The sequence below is a fragment of the Arenibacter latericius DSM 15913 genome (assembly GCF_000424985.1).
Taxonomy (GTDB): Bacteria; Bacteroidota; Bacteroidia; order Flavobacteriales; family Flavobacteriaceae; genus Arenibacter; species Arenibacter latericius.
The window spans coordinates 98,035-118,400 of sequence record NZ_AUKX01000001.1; the positions used below are offsets into that span (position 1 = coordinate 98,035).

Genomic DNA, 20,366 nt, shown 5'->3' on the forward strand with positions numbered 1-20,366 from the left:
AATATACCTTGTTTTTGTAATTTTAAAACCACTTTCCTAAAATTACAATACCCTTTAGGATTTATTGGCTAATTGCCCGCAGGCTGCATCTATATCCTTACCGCGAGATCTACGAACGGTAACTATTATCCCATTTCTCTCTAGAATATTCACATACAAGTCTATGGCACTATTACTGGCTTGTCTAAATTCACCGTCATCAATAGGGTTATACTCTATTAAATTGACTTTAGAAGGAGCAAACTTGCAAAAATTAACTAAAGCATCAACATCTTTTTGCTTGTCATTAATCCCTTCCCAAACCACATACTCATACGTAATTCTACTTTTAGTTTTCTCGTACCAATACTCCAATGCGGCCCTCAGATCAGTTAGAGTGAAAGTAGCATTAAAAGGCATTATAGAGGTTCTTATCTCATCTATTGCAGAGTGCAAGGATACCGCAAGATTAAACCTAACCTCTTCATCGGCCATTTTTCTAATCATTTTAGGGACACCAGAGGTAGAAACTGTTATCCTTTTAGGAGACATCCCTAAGCCTTCTGGGGAAGTAATTTTATCTATGGCCTTTAATACATTTTTATAATTCATTAAAGGCTCTCCCATCCCCATAAAAACAATATTGGTTAAAGGCCTATCAAAATACAACCTACTTTCATTGTCTATAGCTACCACCTGATCGTAGATTTCATCCGGATTAAGATTCCTCATACGTTTAAGGCGAGAAGTGGCACAAAACCTACAGTCTAGACTACACCCGACCTGGCTAGACACACAAGCTGTAGTCCTTGTTTTAGTGGGTATCAATACCGATTCTACAACAAGGTTATCATGAAGGCGAACAGCATTCTTAATAGTTCCATCACTACTACGTTGCATCTGATCTACCTTAATGTGATTAATCACAAAATTATCTTCCAGCAACTGTCTAGTTTCTTTAGATATATTGGTCATTTCCTCAAAACTATGAGCAGATTTTTGCCAAAGCCATTCATAGACCTGATTGCCTCTAAAAGCCTGATCGCCTTGAGAGGTGAAAAATTCTCTGAGCTGTTCTTTAGTAAACGCTCTTATATCTTTTTTGTTCTTAGCTATTTCCACAGCACAAAGGTAATTGATTAAATAAAAGAATCCCGCCAATCCAGATAATTCTGCATTTGGACGGGATTCCAGAATAATTTAAATGCCTGTTATATAATCAGCATGGCATCCCCATAGGAATAAAACTTATATCCTTCCTTAACAGCCTCTTTATACGCTTCTTTCATCAGGTCGTGTCCCATAAAGGCAGATACCATCATTAAAAGTGTAGATTTTGGCAAGTGAAAATTGGTCACCATTGCATTGGCAATACTAAAATCGTATGGTGGGAAAATAAATTTGTTAGTCCAACCATTAAACGTATTCAGTGTCTGCTGTGTAGAAACAGCACTTTCCAATCCACGCATAGCGGTAGTACCTACAGCACAAACTCTACGTTTTTGAAGTTTAGCATTGTTTACAATCTCAGTAGCCTTCTCATCAATAACTAGCTCCTCACTATCCATCTTATGCTTAGAAAGGTCCTCTACTTCTACAGGGTTAAAGGTACCTAACCCTACATGTAGCGTAAGCTCAGCGAAATCTATTCCTTTAATTTCTAATCTTTTTAACAAGTGCTTAGAGAAATGCAAGCCAGCAGTTGGCGCCGCTACAGCCCCTTCATGCTTAGCATAAATGGTCTGGTAACGCTTTGCATCTTCAGGCTCCACCATTCTCTTAATATATTTTGGCAATGGGGTTTCTCCCAATTCCTTTAGTTTTCCTCTAAAATCGAAATAGGAACCGTCATATAAGAATCTCAATGTTCTTCCTCTAGAGGTGGTATTATCGATTACCTCTGCTACCAAAGATTCATCCTCCCCAAAGTACAACTTATTACCAATTCTAATTTTACGAGCAGGATCTACTAAAACATCCCATAGTCTTTGCTCTTCATTTAACTCTCGCAATAAGAAAACCTCTATCCTAGCGCCAGTTTTTTCCTTGTTTCCGTATAATCTTGCAGGAAATACTTTGGTGTTGTTGAGCACCATTACATCGCCCTCATCAAAATAATCTATTAGGTCTTTAAATAGCTTATGCTCTATTTTACCAGTTTCTCTATGTACCACCATTAATTTGGACTCGTCCCTGTTCTCTGCAGGATACTCAGCCAATAATTCACTTGGAAGATCAAAATTGAAGTGCGATAATTTCATTTAGTATTTACCTTATTTAAAGTTAAACTTTTTGCGGATGCAAATATACGAAGTTGACATAGCGGTTGTCAAGTAAATCGGCATTTAAATCATAATCAGCTACTTGTTCACTTGAAAATTTAAGTTTTCCATATCCTTCCAAAAATCTGGATACGATTTAGAAACCACCTCCGCATCATTAATAAATAGGGAGGTTTTCAATGCTAAAGGAGCAAATGCCATAGCCATTCTATGGTCATTATAGGTGTCAATGGCGATATTTTTATTTATTTGATTTGACGGCCTAAGTGTTAAGGTCTTATCGGTAACCGAAATAGGCGCCCCTAATTTTGTTAACTCCGTCTTTAATGCTTCCAATCTATCTGTTTCCTTAATTTTAAGCGTATGCAGACCTGTTAGATGACACCCTATACCTAGGCCAAAACAGCTCACTACTATAGTCTGAGCAATATCTGGGGCATTAGCAAGGTCTATTTCAATTTCTTTGTTGGCAACTGCTGTGGTTTTGCGAAGTATTACTTCATGCCCATTAAAGGTAGTCTCCACACCAAAATTGGTATAAATGTCAGCTAGCACACTATCTCCTTGTAGACTATCTTTACGATAGGAAGACAATGTAATTTCTGTTCCTACATCACAAAGCGAAACTATACTGTAAAAGTAAGACGCGGAACTCCAATCCGATTCCACTACTTGGGTGGAACTTGGAATTGATTCTTGCGGTAGCACTTTAATAGTATTACCCTCAAAGGAGCTTTCTACACCAATCTGAGAAAGCAGTCCCAAAGTCATCTTTATATAAGGCACAGAAGTAATTTTCCCTACCAACTCTAGTTCTATCCCATTCTCTAAACTAGGCGCTACCAACAACAAGGCAGATATATACTGACTACTAATATTGGCAGGTAAGCTTACCTTATTTTTTACTATTTTTTTCCCTTTCACCTTTATTGGAGGGTAGCCTTCGTTATTTTCATAACTAATATCTGCCCCCAATTCTTTTAAAGCATCTACCAATACCTTTATAGGTCTTTCGGTCATCCGTTTAGAACCCGTCAATACCACTTCTTTATTCTCTTGTGATGCAAAATAGGCTGTCAAAAATCGCATTGCCGTTCCTGCATGGTGGATATCTACTATTCCATTTTCTATCTGAAGGCCTTTTTCCATTACCTCAGCATCATCGGAGTTAGAAAGGTTTTCTATAGAAATAGTTGGATAAAGGGCCTGTAATAGTAATAGCCGATTAGATTCACTTTTAGAACCCGTTATTTTTACTGTAGCTTTTAGCAATGAGCTAGACGGGGCGGATAAATGTAGTTTCAAATTCTATGGGATTTTTATAATAGTACCAATTTTCTCGTTTTTTGGAGCGTATCCAAAAAGCATAAGCTACAAATATACTATTATTTCAGCTTTTCATTACTGTGATGACGCTCATGATCTCTAGTTGCCTTTAGATCTAATTTTTTGTCAAAAGACTCTTGTAGATTGATGCCGGTTTGATTTGCCAAACATAGCACCACAAAAAGTACGTCTGCCAATTCTTCCCCTAAATCTTTATCCTTATCCGATTCTTTTTCACTTTGCTCTCCGTACCTCCTAGCAATGATACGAGCCACTTCTCCGACCTCTTCAGTGAGTTGAGCCATATTGGTAAGCTCGTTAAAATAACGTACCCCATGGGCCTTAATCCAATTATCTACAGCTAACTGTGCGTCTTTTATATTCATTATTTAGATTTTTTTACTAAAACTACATTATCGCTCAAAATTAATTACTCTGAATAGCGAATGCAGTTCCTTATTCTTTATTCTTTGTATCTATCTGTATGGTTACTGGCCCATCATTTATCAAAGCCACTTTCATATCTGCACCAAAGACTCCCGTCCCTACTTTTTTTCCTAAGTCTTTTTCTATTTGAGCTATAAAGCCCTCATATAATGGGACAGCAGTATCTGGCTTGGCTGCCTTAAGATAACTAGGTCTGTTTCCCTTTTTAGTAGAAGCATGAAGGGTAAACTGACTAACTACAATTAACTCTCCATCTTGTTGTAATAAGGATTGATTCATAACTCCTTCCTCATCATTAAAAATCCTTAGGTTGGCTATTTTCTTAGACAACCAAACAATATCTTCCTCTCCATCTGTTTCTTCAATCCCTAAAAGGACTAAAAGCCCATTAGATATCTCTGATATTAATTCTCCTTCCACGGTAACACTCGCTTGTGCTACTCTTTGTATTACTGCTCTCATTTTTTTTCTCCGTAAATATCTGTTCTGTAATTCTCGTCCTCTCCCGAGATCATTTGCAAATAACTTTTATACCTACTCCAAGCTACCAGATCCTTTTCTAAGGCTTCCTTCACAGCACATTGAGGCTCATCTACATGCAAGCAATTATTAAACCTACATTCACCTTGCAGCTTAAAGAATTCTGGGAAATAACCGCCTATCTCTTCCTTTTCCATATCTACTATCCCAAAACCTTTAATTCCGGGAGTATCTATTATTTGTGCTCCCATACTTAGATCGAACATTTCTGCAAAAGTAGTGGTATGTTGACCCTGTAAGTGTTGAGTGGATATATCTTTAGTTTTTAAATTTAACTCTGGCTCAATAGCATTGACCAAAGTAGATTTACCCACCCCAGAATGTCCAGAGAACATACTAGTCTTACCTAACATCAATTCTTTAACCTGATCCACATTTTTACCGCTAGCAGCAGATATACCTATACATTTATACCCAATATCCCTATAAAGAGCCGCCAAATACCTTATTTCATCTAGCTCTTCGGAACTATAGGTGTCAATTTTATTGAAAAGTAAAATCACTGGGATGTTATAAGCCTCTGCTGTAACCAAAAAACGATCTATAAAAGTGGTGAAAGTAGTAGGGTTATTAAGGGTTACCATTAGGAACACCTGGTCTAAATTACTCGCTATAATATGAGTCTGCTTGGAAAGATTAACCGATTTTCTAATAATATAATTCTTCCTATCCTTTATGTCGGTAATTACCCCTTGCGCCTCCTCAGCAGAAGGATCCTCCTCAAAAATCACCACATCCCCTACCGCAATAGGATTTGTACTCTTTATTCCTTTTAGTCGGAATCTTCCTTTAATCCTACAGTTATAGAATACTCCTTCTTTGGTCTTTACAATATACCAACTGCCAGTAGATTTATAAACGGTTCCCTCCATGTATACATTCGTCTTTTGTTTTGCAAAGAAACAACTTTAGTTTAACAAATCCACTTGCTACTATATAACGATCAGCACCTTAAACCCCAATTTATATAAGCACATAAGTTTTTAAATCTATTTATCGTCAGATATACAAAATGATGATTTAAAGTATTTAATCAATGTGACTTCTTAATTATGGTTTTTAAGAATCCTAAATTCACCTTTGCAAACTACAATCACAGCTAAAAATTAAATAAGAAAACCCCAAGAAATTGGGGTTTTAGTAATAATATTATTCTAAAATCTATAGCGTTAACGCTAAGTACTTTCAGACTATATAATTGTTTTAGTCCATCACTTTCACTCTCCCACCTGCAAAAGTATTCTGTTTCACCTCTTTTGGATTACCATAAATAAGCACATCACCACCTATTCTCATGTGTACATCTACAATTTCAGAAGCATAGACCTCAGCCTCACCTGCAGCGGTAATTTTTACGTTAGCATCCTCGCTTTTCAGTAGCCTGCCACCGAAAATCCCACCCGTAGTAAGCACTACATTAAGATTTTTCGTGACCCCTGAAGCTTCTATAATACCACCAGTCACCGCTCTAGAATCTACTCTTCTTACATCTAACTCCACCTTTATATTGGCACCTTCCTGAGCCTTTAAGGTTATAGAATTTTGAGCGAAGATTCCATCTGATGTAATTCTAGCGCCTTCATTAGCATCAATCACATCTAACTCCTTATAATAAACCTCAACAAAGGTATTTTCACCATGGAATTTTTTATTGATTGCCATTTTCACCCTAAGCGTTCCGTTTCTATTTACCACCTGTAAATCGTCCACGTTATCGCCTTTAACTATTACTTTATTTTCATCAGATTTAACCAGTTTCACCTCAATTAAATCGTACACTTTTATTTCATTAAAATCTCCAACAGCTCTTTCAGATGTTTGCTGAGACATCATTGTAAATGACACTAACAAGGCTACAAGAGCAACTACATTTTTTAAATTCATATTGTTCTTTTATCAGTTATAAAATTATTATTAGACAGGCTATGTTCTTAATATTTTCATTAAAGATGACATAAAACCTAGTTTATTACACTTGATTAAGGAAAAATTTAACTTTTTCAAAAGAATTACAACCCTTACCCGCAGCAGATTCCTTGTCAAACTACCAAGAAAAGTCCTCCCTATCTTCTTAAGATAACCGCACTTTCTATCACAGAAAGACTCACTTTAAACTAAAAACAAATAACAATAAAACCCGCATAAAGCGGGTTTTATTGAATATAAATTTTACAATTATAGCATTATCCGTTAATAATCTTCTCTTGATGGTTGATAGATTCTTGGTGGATAGCTTTAAACATTTTTAGAATAAACTCTTCGCTCAATCCTCTAGCTTCTCCTTCTAATATCATATTCCCTAGAATAGCATTCCATCTGTTACTTTGTAACACAGCAACGTTCTTTTGCTTTTTCAGGGCTCCAATGCTATCAGAAACCTTCATTCTTTTTCCTAGAATATCGATCACCTGATTATCAATTATATCTATCTGAGCTCTTAGATTACTCAGGTCGTTCTGGTATTCCAATTCTTCGTTAGACTCCTTTCTAATCTTAAGGTCTCTCATAATCTGGATTAATCTTGCTGGTGTAACTTGCTGAGCAGCATCACTCCAAGCATTATCTGGATCAAAGTGTGTTTCAATCATCAACCCATCAAAATTAAGATCCAATGCGGTTTGAGAAACATCAAAAATCATATCTCTATTACCAGTAATATGAGAAGGATCGTTGATTATTGGCAGGTCTGGAAATTTAGTCTGCAGTTCAATAGCCATTTGCCATTCTGGGATATTTCTGTATTTAGATTTCTCATAAGTAGAGAACCCTCTATGAATTACCCCTAAATTTTTAATATTAGCGGAATGTAAACGCTCTACAGCACCTAACCATAACGCTAAATCTGGGTTTACTGGGTTTTTAATTAATACTATTTTATCTGTTCCTTCCAAAGCATCCGCAATTTCCTGAACGATAAATGGACTCACGGTAGAACGTGCTCCAATCCATAGTAAATCTACATCATGCTCCAAAGCCAATTCTACATGAGCTCTGTTAGCCACTTCGGTAGCGGTCTTTAAACCGGTTTCCTCTTTAACTTTTTGCAACCATTTTAGCCCTAGTGCGCCTACCCCCTCAAACATACCAGGTCTAGTCCTTGGCTTCCATATTCCAGCCCTAAAGTAATTTACATCGGTGTCCTTTAACTCATTTGCAATTCTCATTACTTGCTCTTCCGTCTCCGCACTACAAGGTCCGGCAATCACTAATGGATGGTCCAATTTCATATCGTCCAACCAAGTTCTCATTTGTTTTGAATTTTCCATTTCTATACTCATTATTTATTTAGTGGTATTCCGTTTAATATTCCCTTAATTTTATTGGTATTATTCATTTCGTCATAAATGCCTTCGTAGTTATCTTTTTCTAGCATTTGTTTAAAAGTTTCAAGATTCCCTATGTATTCACTCAAGGTTTCAATAACATTCTCCTTGTTCTGTTTAAAAATTGGTGTCCACATGGCCGGCGAGCTTTTTGCCAATCGCACCGTGCTTTCAAATCCACTCCCTGCCATGTCAAAAATATCACGTTCATTTCTTTCTTTATCTATAACCGTCTTTCCTAACATAAAAGAACTGATATGTGATAAATGGGAAACATAAGCAATATGTTTGTCATGCGCCTCTGGATTCATATATCTAATTCGCATTCCCAACTGCTGAAACAGATCTAATGCGCGCTCCTGTAATTTAAAAGCTGTCTTCTCTATCTCACAAATAATATTTGTTTTCCCTTTGTACAAACCTTCAATTGCCGCAGAGGGCCCAGAGAATTCAGTTCCCGCAATGGGGTGACAAGCTAGAAAATTCCGTCTTTTATCATGATTCTCCAAAGTTTTACAGATTAACGATTTTGTAGACCCCGCATCCATTACGATAGCCTCATCATGAACAGCATCTAAAATAAGTGGCAGCTCCCTAGCCATTACGTCCACAGGAATACTTACAATTACTAGGTCTGCTTGTGAAAGCTGACTATAATCTGCTTTCTCATCAATTATGGAAAGAGACAAGGCCTCTTCCAAATGATTAGGATTGGCGTCTATTCCAAAAATACGACTATTGGGCAGCACCTTTTTTATGTCTCTCGCGAAAGAGCCTCCGATTAATCCTATCCCTATTATAAATACATTCATAATTATACTACTTATATACTCAACAAAATAAACTGGAACTCCATCACCCTACTTTTACAAACCAGTCTTATCTATTTTTATTATTTTAAAATCTTTCTATAGCCTCTTTTATTTTATCGGCCTTTACGCAAAGGGAAAACCTAATATATCCCTCCCCATTACTACCAAATATGGTTCCTGGGGTAATAAATATATTTTTATCGTAAAGCACCTCATCAATAAACTTTTCTGCAGAAGATATCCCGTTTGGCAGTTTAGCCCAAACAAACATTCCTACGGCATTCCTATCGTATTCACAATTCAATTTATCCGCCAACTCGTATATGAGTTCTCTTCTCTTGCTATACACCCTACTGAGCTCCTGAAACCATGCATCATCACTATTTAAAGCAGCTATAGCTCCTTTTTGGATTCCGTAGAACATTCCAGAATCCATATTGCTTTTCACTTTTAATATAGCGTCAATATGTTCTGCATTCCCAAGTACCATACCTACTCTCCAACCCGCCATATTAAAGGTCTTACTAAGGGAGTTTAATTCTAGGGCTACATCTTTTGCACCATCTATTCCCAAAATACTGATAGGATTTTCGTTAAGGACAAAACTATAAGGGTTATCGTTTACCAATAGAATTTGATTTCTTTTTGCAAAGGCAACCAACTCCTCCAATTGAGCAACAGTTGCTGTAGCTCCTGTTGGCATATGAGGATAACTAGTCCACATTATTTTTACCTTAGATAGATCTTGCTCCTCTAATGCCTCAATATTTGGAAACCATCCATTAGTTTCTTTAAGGTCATAATACCTAGGTACCGCCTCTACCAATTTGGTCACCGAAGTATAGGTAGGATAACCAGGGTTAGGAATTAATGCTTCATCACCCTTATTTAAAAAAGCCATACTTATGTGCATGATGCCTTCTTTAGATCCCATTAAGGGCAAAACTTCGGTCTGTGAATTTATAGTCACATTAAACCTACTCTTATAAAATTGAGTGAAAGCTTCCCTTAGTTCGGGCAACCCCTGATAACTTTGATACTGGTGCGCACCATCATGGGCTATTGCCTCCGTAACAGCATTTAAAACTTCTTGGGAAGGTGCCATATCCGGACTCCCTATTCCCATGTTAATTACTGGTCTCCCTTCTGCCATTAATCCCCTTACTTCCCTCAATTTTTTAGAGAAGTAGTATTCTTCCACCGTACTTAATCTATCTGCAATTTTCATATTCTTTTGGCTTTTTTATACTCCCCCAATACTTTAAATTCTTCTGCCATGATTCCAAGGAGGGATTTTGCTTTTTCAAAATGTTGATACTCTTCAAAGGTTACATCCACAAAAAAGGAGTATTTCCAAGGCATTTCTATAACCGGCAAGGATTGAATCTTGGTCAGGTTTAAATTACAATCGCTCATTACATTTAAGACTGTGGCCAAGCTACCTCTCTTATGATCTGTAAGAAAACGAATGGATGCTTTGTTAATCTCTTCCTTAGGCCATACTTTATTCTGTGTTTTAACAATAATAAACCGCGTAGAATTATCCTTAATAGTTTGAATATTACTGTGAATAATATCTAAACTATAGAGCTCTGCAGCTACCTTTGGTGCAATTGCAGCAATACCTGTTAATTGATTTTCTTGGATTCTTTTGGCGGTTTCAGCTGTATCAACATCTTCTACCAATTTAATATGACTATAATCCTTAAAGAATTCCTTACACTGTAACAAAGCCATTGGGTGAGAATGCACCTCTTTAACATCATCCATAGTCTGGCCTTTTAAAACCATTAAATTATGGTGAATGTTTAGGTATTGCTCCCCTATAATATGCAAGTTATTACTGTAAACAAGTGCATAATTAGGGATAATAGATCCTGCAATGGAATTTTCAATAGCCATCACCCCAGTATCGGCGGTTTTCTGCAGTAATTGATCTACTAAATAATCAAAGGAATGACATTCCAAGTACGTTACATCATCACCAAAATAGTTCTTTGCCACCTGATGATGATTGGAACCCTTTATACCTTGTATTGCTATTTTTAACTCCATTTATTTAATTCTCCTAGAGCGATTTATCTCAATTTTATCCAAAAAAAAAGCCCCATTTTACACGGGACTTTTATCTATATATACATTTAAAATATGCTAGAACAGCCCCATGCCTCTTTGAAAAAAGAAGTAAAAATAGAAACCGTTCCAGAAATATTGCTTTGTCATTTTATTTAAAACTTGGGCTAATGTAATAATTAATTCCAAAACTTCCCCTAAAAATTATTATTTTTTTATAATCTGTAATTTCACACTGATCAATTTAAAGAATCAACCCATAAACCTCAACTAGATTACGAATATCTTACCCACAAAGTACTGTTAGTCATAAGCTTCCCTTCTCCCTACACCGATTTTAATAAGAATTTGACTCATCTAAAAGGAACAATAAAAGACAGATTACCTAATTTACCTTATTTTTGATAAAAAGTTACCTATGTCCATTGTTGCAAAAAATATTATAAAATCCTTTGGTGATCAAACCGTATTACAGAATGTCTCATTTACTATAAACAAAGGAGAGGTTGTGGGATTTTTAGGCCCCAATGGCGCTGGTAAATCCACCTTGATGAAAATTCTAACCACTTACTACACACCAGATCAAGGTGATGCAGAGGTGAATTCCTACAATGTATTGGAAGACCCTAAAAAGGTGCAAAAAAGCATAGGGTACCTTCCTGAGCACAATCCGCTTTATCTAGATATGTACGTAAAGGAATATCTGGGATTTAATGCCTCTGTATACAAGGTGGGTAAAGAAAGAATTGCAAAAGTTATTGAACAAACCGGATTAACACCAGAAGCCCATAAAAAAATAGGACAACTCTCCAAAGGATACCGCCAAAGGGTAGGCTTAGCAGCGGCATTATTACACGACCCTGAGGTACTTATATTAGATGAACCTACCACAGGTCTAGATCCTAACCAATTGTTAGATATTAGAAATCTAATAAGGGAAATAGGCAAGGATAAAACCATTCTATTATCTACTCATATTATGAAAGAGGTAGAAGCCGTATGCGATAGAGTTTTAATTATTAATAAAGGAAATATTGTTGCCGATAAAACACTTGCAGAACTGCGAAAGGAAGAAAAGCAAGTCTTGGTGGTTGAGTTCGATTTCAGGGTAGAAGAAGCCTTCCTAAAGAATTTGGATCACGCTACAGTCGTAAAAAACACAGGTGGGTTTGTATATGAAATTACCTTTGACACTCAGAAGGATATGCGATCAACAGTATTCGATTTTGCCTACGACAACCAATTAAAAACATTGCAACTCAGCAGAAAAAATAAAAATTTAGAAAGCCTTTTTACCGAACTAACACAAGGTTAGACACTATTAAAATTATGACTGTTAATTAACTATTCTTAAGAATTATAGTAGCTGCATACAAAGAGGTATTAAAACTAAAAAACTACTTAGGGTTAACATCCACCCCCTAACATCAGTTTTCTTACCCTTACCCAAAACATACTCACAGTCGCTGAAGAAGATTGTGAAAGTTCCGAAAGCATTATTAAATTTTGCTCAAATACCTTTACATCTGCACTATTTGCACCTTCATTAGTAGAATCATAATACCCCATACTCCAATCATTAAAACCTCGCTCTTCAACTTTTCCTTTCCATAGCAACTTAACATTGCAATGTCTTTTGTCTCCTTTTATATCCTGGAATACAGATTTCACATGTTTCTTTTTGCCCTCGAGAATTTGAACAAAGCAGGAATTATGAAAGACTAAACAACCAGTTATACCTAATTCTTTGTTCCGCTTTCTTGCGGTTTCTAATATAGATTGAATATCACCCGATGAAATAGATTCATTAGCATTAGACTGATAGGAGAGTTGATACATCGATTTTATTTCCTGTAATTTACAATAATAAATTTTATAGATTTCTAAATTTCGCTATCAGCTCACATTTTGAATATTAAACATTTCCCTTTACTCACCATTATCACCTAAAATTAAAAAGCCTGGCAGACTCCCTTTTAAGGAACATACCAAGCTTTTGAGATTTATTTTCATACTAACTTCTAAAAATCCCGATAAGGAGCATCTAGATATTGATTAGCCTCTTCTTCCGAGAATTTAGCAGCCTTACTATCCCAATGTAAAGTTTTATTTGGGAAACGACCGGCTATTACCCCCAACAATATCGTTTCTGTAAGTCGGGCTGAATAGTCAAAAGGCGCACTACACTCTGCCTTTCCTAAGCAAGCATCTACAAATTCATGATAATGCTTTTCTCCTTCTTCGTCATAACTCTTAACAGGTTCTCCCAAATTATCAGATTCCTTAATAACAGAAAGATCGAGTTCCTGATATTTCCCATCTACAATATGCCTTGGAAGTTCCATAAAGTGAGGCAGTAATAACCTACCTTTTTCACCTATAAACATTGCTCCTTGTTCTGGCAATTTTTCGTTATTAGGCAGTTCAAGATCCTTATGTTTTTCTGGAGCACCTACACCATCATACCAAACCCATTTTAAAGTTTCAGTAGTATATGGAGTTTCCGGGAAGGTATAAGTAACCGTATTTTTCTCTGGGAAACCAAATCCATTAGGTTTCCTACATTTATTGGTAATGGTCATGGGAACATCCAATTGCAACGCATTGTAAGGGGTGTCAAAAATATGCACTCCCATATCTCCCAAGGTACCACAACCGTAATCTAGTAATTTTCTCCAATTTCCTGGGTGGTAGTACCCTTCTTTGTAAGGTCGTTCTGCAGAAGTCCCTAACCACAGGTTCCAATCTAAATTCTCAGGAACTGGATCTGAGCCTTTTGGTTCTGGACCATCATATCCCCAGTTTTTTGGGGACCAAGCCCTAACCGTACTTACTTTTCCAATGATTCCAGATTGTATTAACAAGGTCGCCAATTTATAGTCGTAAAAAGAATGTACCTGAATCCCCATTTGGGTTACTAGATTCTTCTCTTTCGCCTTTTTGCGCATAGCTCTAGCTTCTACCACGTGATGGGTTAAAGGTTTCTGACAGTAAACAGGTTTACCCATATCCATAGCCATCATAGAAGCTGGAGCGTGGGTATGATCTGGAGTAGATACAATAACCGCATCAATACCACTCTTCATCTCTTTTAACATCACCCTATAGTCCTTATAGGTAGCTGCATTAGGATGTAATTTTTTGGCCTGTGCAAGTGCATTAGAATCCACATCACATAAGGCAACTACATCTACTAACGGATGTGAAGAAATAGCAGCTAAATCTGCTCCTCCCATATTGCTTACCCCTATATGAGCTGTCCGTAATCGACCATTTTTAGACATGGCCCAAATTGAAGTTGGTAAAAGGGCGGTTAATCCCAATGCCGCAGTACTTTTTAGAAAGTCTCTTTTTTTCATTTCTTGTTTTAATTATTGGCTTTTCATAATAGTCTAAACCTATGCCTCTATTCCAATTTCTTTGAATTAGCTAAACATAGGTTTAGGCTATTTGGAAGAACCTAAAGTGGTAGTTATAATTTTTTAATTTTTATATTCTTAAACCATATAGGGCTAGAGTGATCTTGTAAACCTATATAGCCGGTTTTAAAACGACCATAGTTTTCGGCATCTTTCCATTTCCCTGAATTTTTTCTCTCGTACCAATCATCGGACCAGGGAACAAAAGACAATACTTTCTGACCGTTAAGCCAATGCTCTACTTTCTCTGGAGTAAATACTATTTTGGTAGTGTTCCATTCCCCTACAGGGTTCAATACTTTTTTTGAAGGGTCTGCAGCGTGCATTGCATAATCTGAAGCAGTCTGCTGTAACGGTTGTAACTTTTCTGGATTTTCGGTATTCCCCAAGCTTAAATTGTATTCAGTAAGATCGTGAATGGAGGCATAGTTCTCATCATCAATTAACTGATATTCAGGCGAAATAGTTGCTGGCCCTTCGTTAGGCATATTTTCCTTTAAGTGATAAAAGATTCCACTATTCCCGCCTTTTGGTAGTTTCCATTCCAAATACAATTCAAAATTGTCAAATTCTTCCGCACCATAGATAATATCAGTACCCCCAGTATAATCCTGTTCCATTCCCAACTCGGTATCGAAGGTTAAGGTACTATCTTTAATGGTCCAACCAGGAGGTAATGCATCACCATTATAGGCACGCCATCCCTCAGTAGAGGTCCCGTCAAAAAGATAAATCCATTCCTCGGCATCGGTTGTTGCTGTAGATTTTTCTGAATCGGTTACTTTTTCCGCATCTGATTTCTGATTCATTTTACATGAAGTCATCGCAAGTGCGAAGACAAAAAGAGCAATAGTTTTTTTCATTTTTTCTTTTAATTTAACTAAGCTATGAAGATAAATAATTTACCCCAAAAACCTAACCTATGTTTTGGTTAAAATTATTTTTAATGGCGATACACCGTTCCACACCAATAAAAGGCGAAATATTGTCATATTAGTTATCTAACTAACTACTATTAAAAAGTGTCTTCCATCCCCGTTAATCCAGCATTGGATATTATTACATCCTGGTCTTCCGACCCGCCAGAAAACGAAACCAAAATATAGCCCGAAGCCACTTTCTTTATAAGGCCACCGCGCCATCCAGTTTCACCAATAAGAGGTTTTCTTATTGTACTACCACTGTGTGTAAGAGTAGTTGTCATTTCTGCAATCTTAGAATTGGCAACCGCTAAATAATTTATACGATCATTAGCTAGAGCCCCCACAACTTTCATTTTAGAGACTATACTTTTTATCTCTTCTCCCGGAACAAATGCCATTACCGCTACTCCTTTTACCTGCAATTCTTTCGCTGCTTTCTCCATCATTAAAAGACTACGATCTACTTGAGCGAGAAACTTAACTTCTCCCTTCTGAGTTGTAATTTCATCTGCATTTAATTTCTGCGAAAAGTTTTCTTGTGCAACCAACGTTTTAGTACCAAAAAGCATTAACACCAATAAGATATAGGTAAGCGTATTTTTCATTTAGTTTGTTTTAAGCGGCCAAGAATTTATATAGTAGCATTAAAGCTAATAAATTTAGGGAAGTTCTAAAAGGCAACTTCTCACATCTTCTATTTTACTCTCACAACACTTAATTTTATTTAAACATGCCCCATATTAAAAAGTGATTACATCGGAGTTATGATGATTCTAAGGAAGAAAAATGCATGGGGGATATTTTAACATTACTTACCTCCAATCAACAGAGATACCACTTCTTCCAATGTTTCTTGAATTCTTGGGTTAGTACAGTTTGCAAGAATAGAAAAGACCATATTTTCTTTTGGGTACACATAAAACACGGCATAACCACCTACCCCATTTCCAATATGACCAAAATAAGGCCTACCCAATTTATCTTCGCTTACCTCCCAGCCCAAACCATAATAGGTAGAATTACCTCCGATAACAGATGACGCAAGGAACTGGGACATATCTGGAACTACAGCTTCAGCCGGATCCAAAAAAGCTTGACCAAAATTTGCGATATCATCCGCTGTTGACAGATAGCCACCTCCAGCCAATTTATAACGATTATCTACGGGGATAGCCTCCCTAAACCCTGATTTGCCCCTAGAATAGAAGCTCGATAAATTAGGTATATCTTCCCCAGGAACTTCTGGAAGAGTATTCTTTAACCCAAAAGGCGTTAGCACCTTTTCCTGCACATATTCTGCAAAAGGAACCCCACTAATTTCTTCTATTGCCATAGAAATTAAAACCCAATCATAACTAGTATAAAGGTATTGGGTTCCTGGCTTATAAACTAAGGGGTCATCTTTAAATATCTTTAAACTCTCTTTAATTCCCATGGGAATATTTAATCCGTATTCTATTCCCTTATAGCCTCTAATTCCAGCGGTGTGACCCGCCAATTGACGAATTGTAAAATCATATTTTTTAATGGGGTAATAGGGAATATATTTGTAAAAAGAAGCATCCAAATCTATTTACCCTTCCCCTACCATAACTGCCAAGGCAGTAGCTGCAATTGGTTTAGAAACACTAGCCACCCTAAAAATAGTTTCCTGAGGATGTACAGGTATCTGTTGCTCCACATTAGAAAACCCATACCCTTTTAGAAAATATACTTGGTTATTCTTACGGACACTAATTGCCAAGCCCGGAACCCTTTTATTATCGATCAACTGTTGTAATAATTGATCTGCTTTCAACATCCCAGATAATTGCTCATCTTTACCTACCACCCTACGGGAAGCTAATAAATCTTGCATGTATTTAAGAATGGGTTTCATTGGCAACAGATACTTTATTCGATAATCTCAGACTCATCTACCAAAATTAAAGTGGCAATATTTTAAATCAGACTTCTTAATTCCATGCAAGAGTAGTTCTAAACAACAATCATAAAACAAGGACTAGTCAAGGTTTACATCACTTACCCCTATCTCATTCCATAAAGATAAGCCTTCCTTTATACAATTGCTCCACATCTACAATAGCTGGTCTATTAAAACTAACAACATCTCCAGTGCCACGCAACACCCCTTTTAAAGAGGCTTGGGGATTAATTCGCATATCATTAGAACCTCTATGATTAACACTAATATTTTCTACCAATAATTTCTCGGCATCCAAGCGCGAATCACCAGCAGCAAACATGATATTAAAACTAATAGTTTTCCCTCTTAAATTAAAATATGCCATCCCGTTAGAGATAATATTTACTTTATTGGAATCTAGATTTAAAATAAATTCCCCACTAGTAAATTTAGCTTCCGGATTGTTAAAATTCTCCGATATTAACGCCAAATTAGGAAAGGATAAAACCCCATCGCTTTTAATAGCAAGACCAGTACTGCTTCTTATTTCTGTAATATTAGGCACCGTAACAAACACATGGGTAAGCCCATATTTACGAGTAAAATTACAGGAATTGGTATCGCGAAGCAATAAACGCCCTTCCTCTACAGTAACGGATACATCATTACGTAGATATTTCCCAGTTTCTACTTCTACTTTGGTTTCTTCTCCCTGTTTAATGGTTAGCTTAACATTTTCAAAGACGGTAATTTTTGTAAAATTGGGTACTTCTATTGTTTCCTTGGTAATAGTTCCTGCATTCTGAAAGCAATCAGGGGCACTTTCACTATTGCAGTTCCACAATAGCAATGGCAGAAACATAAGCAGCCCTAATTTTATAAAATCGACTATATTTAAATTCTTCATATCAGTACACCTATCACAATCTTATTCCTACTCCGAATTCTACAGCTTCGGCTTTGGCACCGTGCGATTTTAACGTAATAGCTCCATAAATTTTATCCGAAAAATATCGTTTAAGTCCAATCCTATTATAGACCCTTCCTTCAAAATCAAACGGATAATAGAAATAATAACCCAACTGGGAGATAATCGACATTTTATTGATAAACAATTCATGTCCTACAAACACTCCAACACGCTTATAATCATCCGTAGCCTTAACGCCATACTCTGGAAAGGAAATAGACCTATATCGTATTAATTCTTTTAAAAAGTTTGAAAAGTAAAGATCGGCCCCCAATTGCAAGGCACTCAACCTACTAAACCGTTTATCGGCATAAGCAGAAAATATATAAAACGGAAACTGACCAGACCCTACTATATCACTCTCATTTATACCAGTTCTAAAGGCCATATTTAATTTCACTGGCTCGGTCACCTTCTCCCTTTTTTCTGTTTTTATATACTCTTTCTCCAAGCCTCCATCTAAATCGTAGGTAAGCCCAACATTTAACGCTAAAGTATTAGTAGAGGTATTGGGCGCTTTTACATTTGCATTAGAATAATGGATTAAAGACAATCCAGCTTTAAACCCTAGCCCATCAATAATATTCTCCTTATGATAGTTCAACATCAGGTAGGTAGAACTTAATAAATGCGTTCCATAGGCATTATTCCTAAAATTATGATTCTTATCAAATGGATTGGAATTGTAAGCTATACCCTGCCCTAACCTAAATTGAAGGTTTCTATTTAAGAAGTAAAAATTATAATGTGCATATATCCCAAAATTTTCCCCCAAGGTGCTATTGTTCATATTTTGATAGACAAAAGAAACCCCAGTATCGGGATAATTAAATAGTTGATGCCACTCCTTATCCCCATAAGTCTTACGATTAAAGCTTGCTATGAGTCCGCCTGGATGGGAAGTTATTAAGTGAGAGATATAATTATTATGCAAGAGTACAGATCCATAAAATTGGCTAATATCCAAGGTATATTTCTTGGCATCCTTCCCGTCCTGTGAAATGCAAAATGCCGTCCAAAGACAGCATATTAGAAAAAAGCGTAGTTTCATGAATAGCAAATGTAGGGAAAATTTAAAAAGAACCTCTTTTATTACATACTCAGCTTTAGCTCCTTAATTAAAACCTAAACCCCCGGACTTATCCAGGGGTTGTAAAAAAAAATATGAGTGCTATTTCCAAATATGGCAATACCTATTCAGCGGAGCAATTCCAACAAATTCATACTACCACTAATAGAAGTATCTGCCTTAGCCCAAAGACTTCTAAAACAGCTCTTTAGCGATGGATTTTATATTGTCCGATTTTCCCATGGAGTAGTAGTGCAGTACAGGAACTCCGGCCTCTTTTAGCTCCTTAGATTGCTGAATGGCCCATTCAATTCCCACCTGCCTAACAGCAGCGTTATTGGCACAAGCATCCACAGCATCTACTAAGTCTTGCGGCAAGTCTATTTTAAATACCTGAGGCAATATTTGCAAGTGTCGCTTTACTGCAATTGGTTTTATACCTGGAATAATAGGGACTTCAATTCCCATCTTTCTAGCTGCATCTACAAACTGAAAAAATCGATTATTATCAAAAAACATTTGGGTCACCACATAATCGGCACCCGCATCCACTTTTTCCTTCAATCTTTTTAAGTCCGACTTTAAGGAAGGGGCCTCCATGTGTTTCTCGGGATACCCAGCCACCCCAATACAGAAATCACCACAATTTTCGCTCTCCACGGTTTCATGTAGATATTTCCCAGAATTAAGGTCTCTAATCTGCCCAACCAGTTCGGAAGCATAACAATGGCCGCCAGGTGTAGGAGTATAATATTGCTCCCCTTTACGTGCATCGCCTCTTAGAGCCATAACATTATGAATTCCTAAGTAGTGGCAATCCACCAGTAAATATTCAGTTTCTTCTTTGGTAAAGCCACCACATAGCACATGGGGAACCGTATCTACTCCATATTTATGCTGTAAAGAAGCACAGATCCCAACTGTACCCGGCCGCATCCGCGTTAACTTTTTATCGAATAACCCATCTTTTTTCAGATACACAATCTCCTCTCTGGAGGTAGTTACATCAATAAAAGGCGGATTAAACTCCATTAACGGATCAATGTTGTCATACAATTCCTGAATATTTCTCCCCTTAACCGGTGGGATAATCTCAAACGAAAACAAGGTTTTACCCTTGGCCCTTTCTAAATGCTCTGTTACTTTCATGCTCTTTCCCATTGCCCTCCAAAAAAGAGGGTGTTTATTTTTATAAATTTAATCTCTCTTAATCTCCTTTGCCCCAAAATGGATCTATTCTTATTAATTCTCACAAGCCGAATTTGGATTTGGGCGTTTCCCAAAAGGGACCGGGCTA

At 36.8% G+C, this 20,366-nt stretch carries 19 protein-coding genes and 1 pseudogene; 1 reads left to right on the forward strand and 19 read right to left on the reverse strand.

What is annotated here, in order from left to right; genetic code table 11:
• Positions 1-54: 54 nt before the first annotated feature.
• The 11 genes from rlmN to H344_RS0100450 form a co-directional block, all read right to left on the reverse strand.
• Positions 55-1,095 (reverse strand): 23S rRNA (adenine(2503)-C(2))-methyltransferase RlmN, encoded by a 1,041-nt coding sequence (rlmN, locus tag H344_RS0100400; RefSeq protein WP_205667105.1) that lies wholly within the window; start codon positions 1,093-1,095, stop codon positions 55-57.
• 95 nt (positions 1,096-1,190) lie between these two features.
• Positions 1,191-2,240, reverse strand: a complete 1,050-nt coding sequence (queA, locus tag H344_RS0100405; RefSeq protein ID WP_026808471.1) for a tRNA preQ1(34) S-adenosylmethionine ribosyltransferase-isomerase QueA — start codon at positions 2,238-2,240, stop codon at positions 1,191-1,193.
• A gap of 99 nt (positions 2,241-2,339) precedes the next feature.
• A complete protein-coding gene (locus H344_RS0100410) occupies positions 2,340-3,566 on the reverse strand; it encodes a 3-phosphoshikimate 1-carboxyvinyltransferase (protein ID WP_026808472.1) in 1,227 nt (408 codons plus the stop codon).
• A gap of 80 nt (positions 3,567-3,646) precedes the next feature.
• The gene (locus tag H344_RS0100415; RefSeq protein WP_026808473.1) at positions 3,647-3,973 is read right to left on the reverse strand and encodes a nucleotide pyrophosphohydrolase; all 327 of its coding nucleotides are present in this window, start codon (positions 3,971-3,973) and stop codon (positions 3,647-3,649) included.
• Positions 3,974-4,043: 70 nt separating this feature from the next.
• Complete coding sequence (gene dtd, locus H344_RS0100420; protein WP_026808474.1) at positions 4,044-4,496, reverse strand: D-aminoacyl-tRNA deacylase; 453 nt, start codon at positions 4,494-4,496, stop codon at positions 4,044-4,046.
• A complete protein-coding gene (rsgA, locus tag H344_RS0100425; protein WP_026808475.1) occupies positions 4,493-5,446 on the reverse strand; it encodes a ribosome small subunit-dependent GTPase A in 954 nt (317 codons plus the stop codon). The genes dtd and rsgA overlap by 4 nt, the downstream gene beginning before the upstream one ends.
• A 331-nt stretch (positions 5,447-5,777) precedes the next feature.
• Positions 5,778-6,458 carry a head GIN domain-containing protein gene (locus H344_RS0100430; RefSeq protein WP_034255906.1) on the reverse strand — a complete coding sequence of 227 codons (681 nt, stop codon included), beginning with the start codon at positions 6,456-6,458 and terminating at the stop codon, positions 5,778-5,780.
• 299 nt (positions 6,459-6,757) lie between these two features.
• Positions 6,758-7,840 carry a bifunctional 3-deoxy-7-phosphoheptulonate synthase/chorismate mutase type II gene (locus tag H344_RS0100435; protein WP_026808477.1) on the reverse strand — a complete coding sequence of 361 codons (1,083 nt, stop codon included), beginning with the start codon at positions 7,838-7,840 and terminating at the stop codon, positions 6,758-6,760.
• An 11-nt stretch (positions 7,841-7,851) separates the two neighbouring features.
• Positions 7,852-8,709, reverse strand: a complete 858-nt coding sequence (locus tag H344_RS0100440) for a prephenate dehydrogenase (protein ID WP_026808478.1) — start codon at positions 8,707-8,709, stop codon at positions 7,852-7,854.
• Positions 8,710-8,794: 85 nt separating this feature from the next.
• The gene (locus tag H344_RS0100445) at positions 8,795-9,937 is read right to left on the reverse strand and encodes a pyridoxal phosphate-dependent aminotransferase (RefSeq protein ID WP_026808479.1); all 1,143 of its coding nucleotides are present in this window, start codon (positions 9,935-9,937) and stop codon (positions 8,795-8,797) included.
• Entirely contained in the window at positions 9,934-10,764 is an 831-nt protein-coding gene (locus tag H344_RS0100450; protein WP_026808480.1) for a prephenate dehydratase, read from the reverse strand. Before H344_RS0100450 ends, H344_RS0100445 begins: the two co-directional genes overlap by 4 nt.
• Positions 10,765-11,200: 436 nt before the next feature.
• On the opposite strand from H344_RS0100450, the gene gldA reads away from it, so the two are divergent.
• On the forward strand, positions 11,201-12,097 hold the full coding sequence (gene gldA / locus H344_RS0100460; RefSeq protein ID WP_026808481.1) for a gliding motility-associated ABC transporter ATP-binding subunit GldA: 897 nt from the start codon (positions 11,201-11,203) through the stop codon (positions 12,095-12,097).
• Positions 12,098-12,189: 92 nt separating this feature from the next.
• Here gldA and H344_RS20930 read toward each other — a convergent pair whose 3' ends face one another.
• The 8 genes and pseudogenes from H344_RS20930 to metF all read right to left on the reverse strand — a co-directional run bounded on the left by H344_RS20930 (position 12,190) and on the right by metF (position 20,218).
• A complete protein-coding gene (locus H344_RS20930) occupies positions 12,190-12,621 on the reverse strand; it encodes a BLUF domain-containing protein (protein WP_051253982.1) in 432 nt (143 codons plus the stop codon).
• Positions 12,622-12,803: 182 nt separating this feature from the next.
• Positions 12,804-14,141, reverse strand: a complete 1,338-nt coding sequence (locus H344_RS0100470) for a Gfo/Idh/MocA family protein (protein WP_026808482.1) — start codon at positions 14,139-14,141, stop codon at positions 12,804-12,806.
• A gap of 113 nt (positions 14,142-14,254) precedes the next feature.
• A complete protein-coding gene (locus tag H344_RS0100475; protein WP_026808483.1) occupies positions 14,255-15,064 on the reverse strand; it encodes a 3-keto-disaccharide hydrolase in 810 nt (269 codons plus the stop codon).
• Positions 15,065-15,216: 152 nt separating this feature from the next.
• Positions 15,217-15,729, reverse strand: coding sequence for a hypothetical protein (locus H344_RS0100480; protein WP_026808484.1), 513 nt, complete (start codon positions 15,727-15,729; stop codon positions 15,217-15,219).
• 203 nt (positions 15,730-15,932) lie between these two features.
• Positions 15,933-17,003, reverse strand: a pseudogene (locus H344_RS19475) (serine hydrolase domain-containing protein).
• A gap of 154 nt (positions 17,004-17,157) precedes the next feature.
• Positions 17,158-17,937 carry a head GIN domain-containing protein gene (locus H344_RS0100490; protein WP_051253984.1) on the reverse strand — a complete coding sequence of 260 codons (780 nt, stop codon included), beginning with the start codon at positions 17,935-17,937 and terminating at the stop codon, positions 17,158-17,160.
• A gap of 13 nt (positions 17,938-17,950) precedes the next feature.
• Entirely contained in the window at positions 17,951-19,051 is a 1,101-nt protein-coding gene (locus H344_RS0100495) for an acyloxyacyl hydrolase (RefSeq protein WP_026808486.1), read from the reverse strand.
• Between the two features lie 213 nt (positions 19,052-19,264).
• On the reverse strand, positions 19,265-20,218 hold the full coding sequence (gene metF / locus H344_RS0100500; protein WP_026808487.1) for a methylenetetrahydrofolate reductase [NAD(P)H]: 954 nt from the start codon (positions 20,216-20,218) through the stop codon (positions 19,265-19,267).
• Positions 20,219-20,366: the final 148 nt, after the last annotated feature.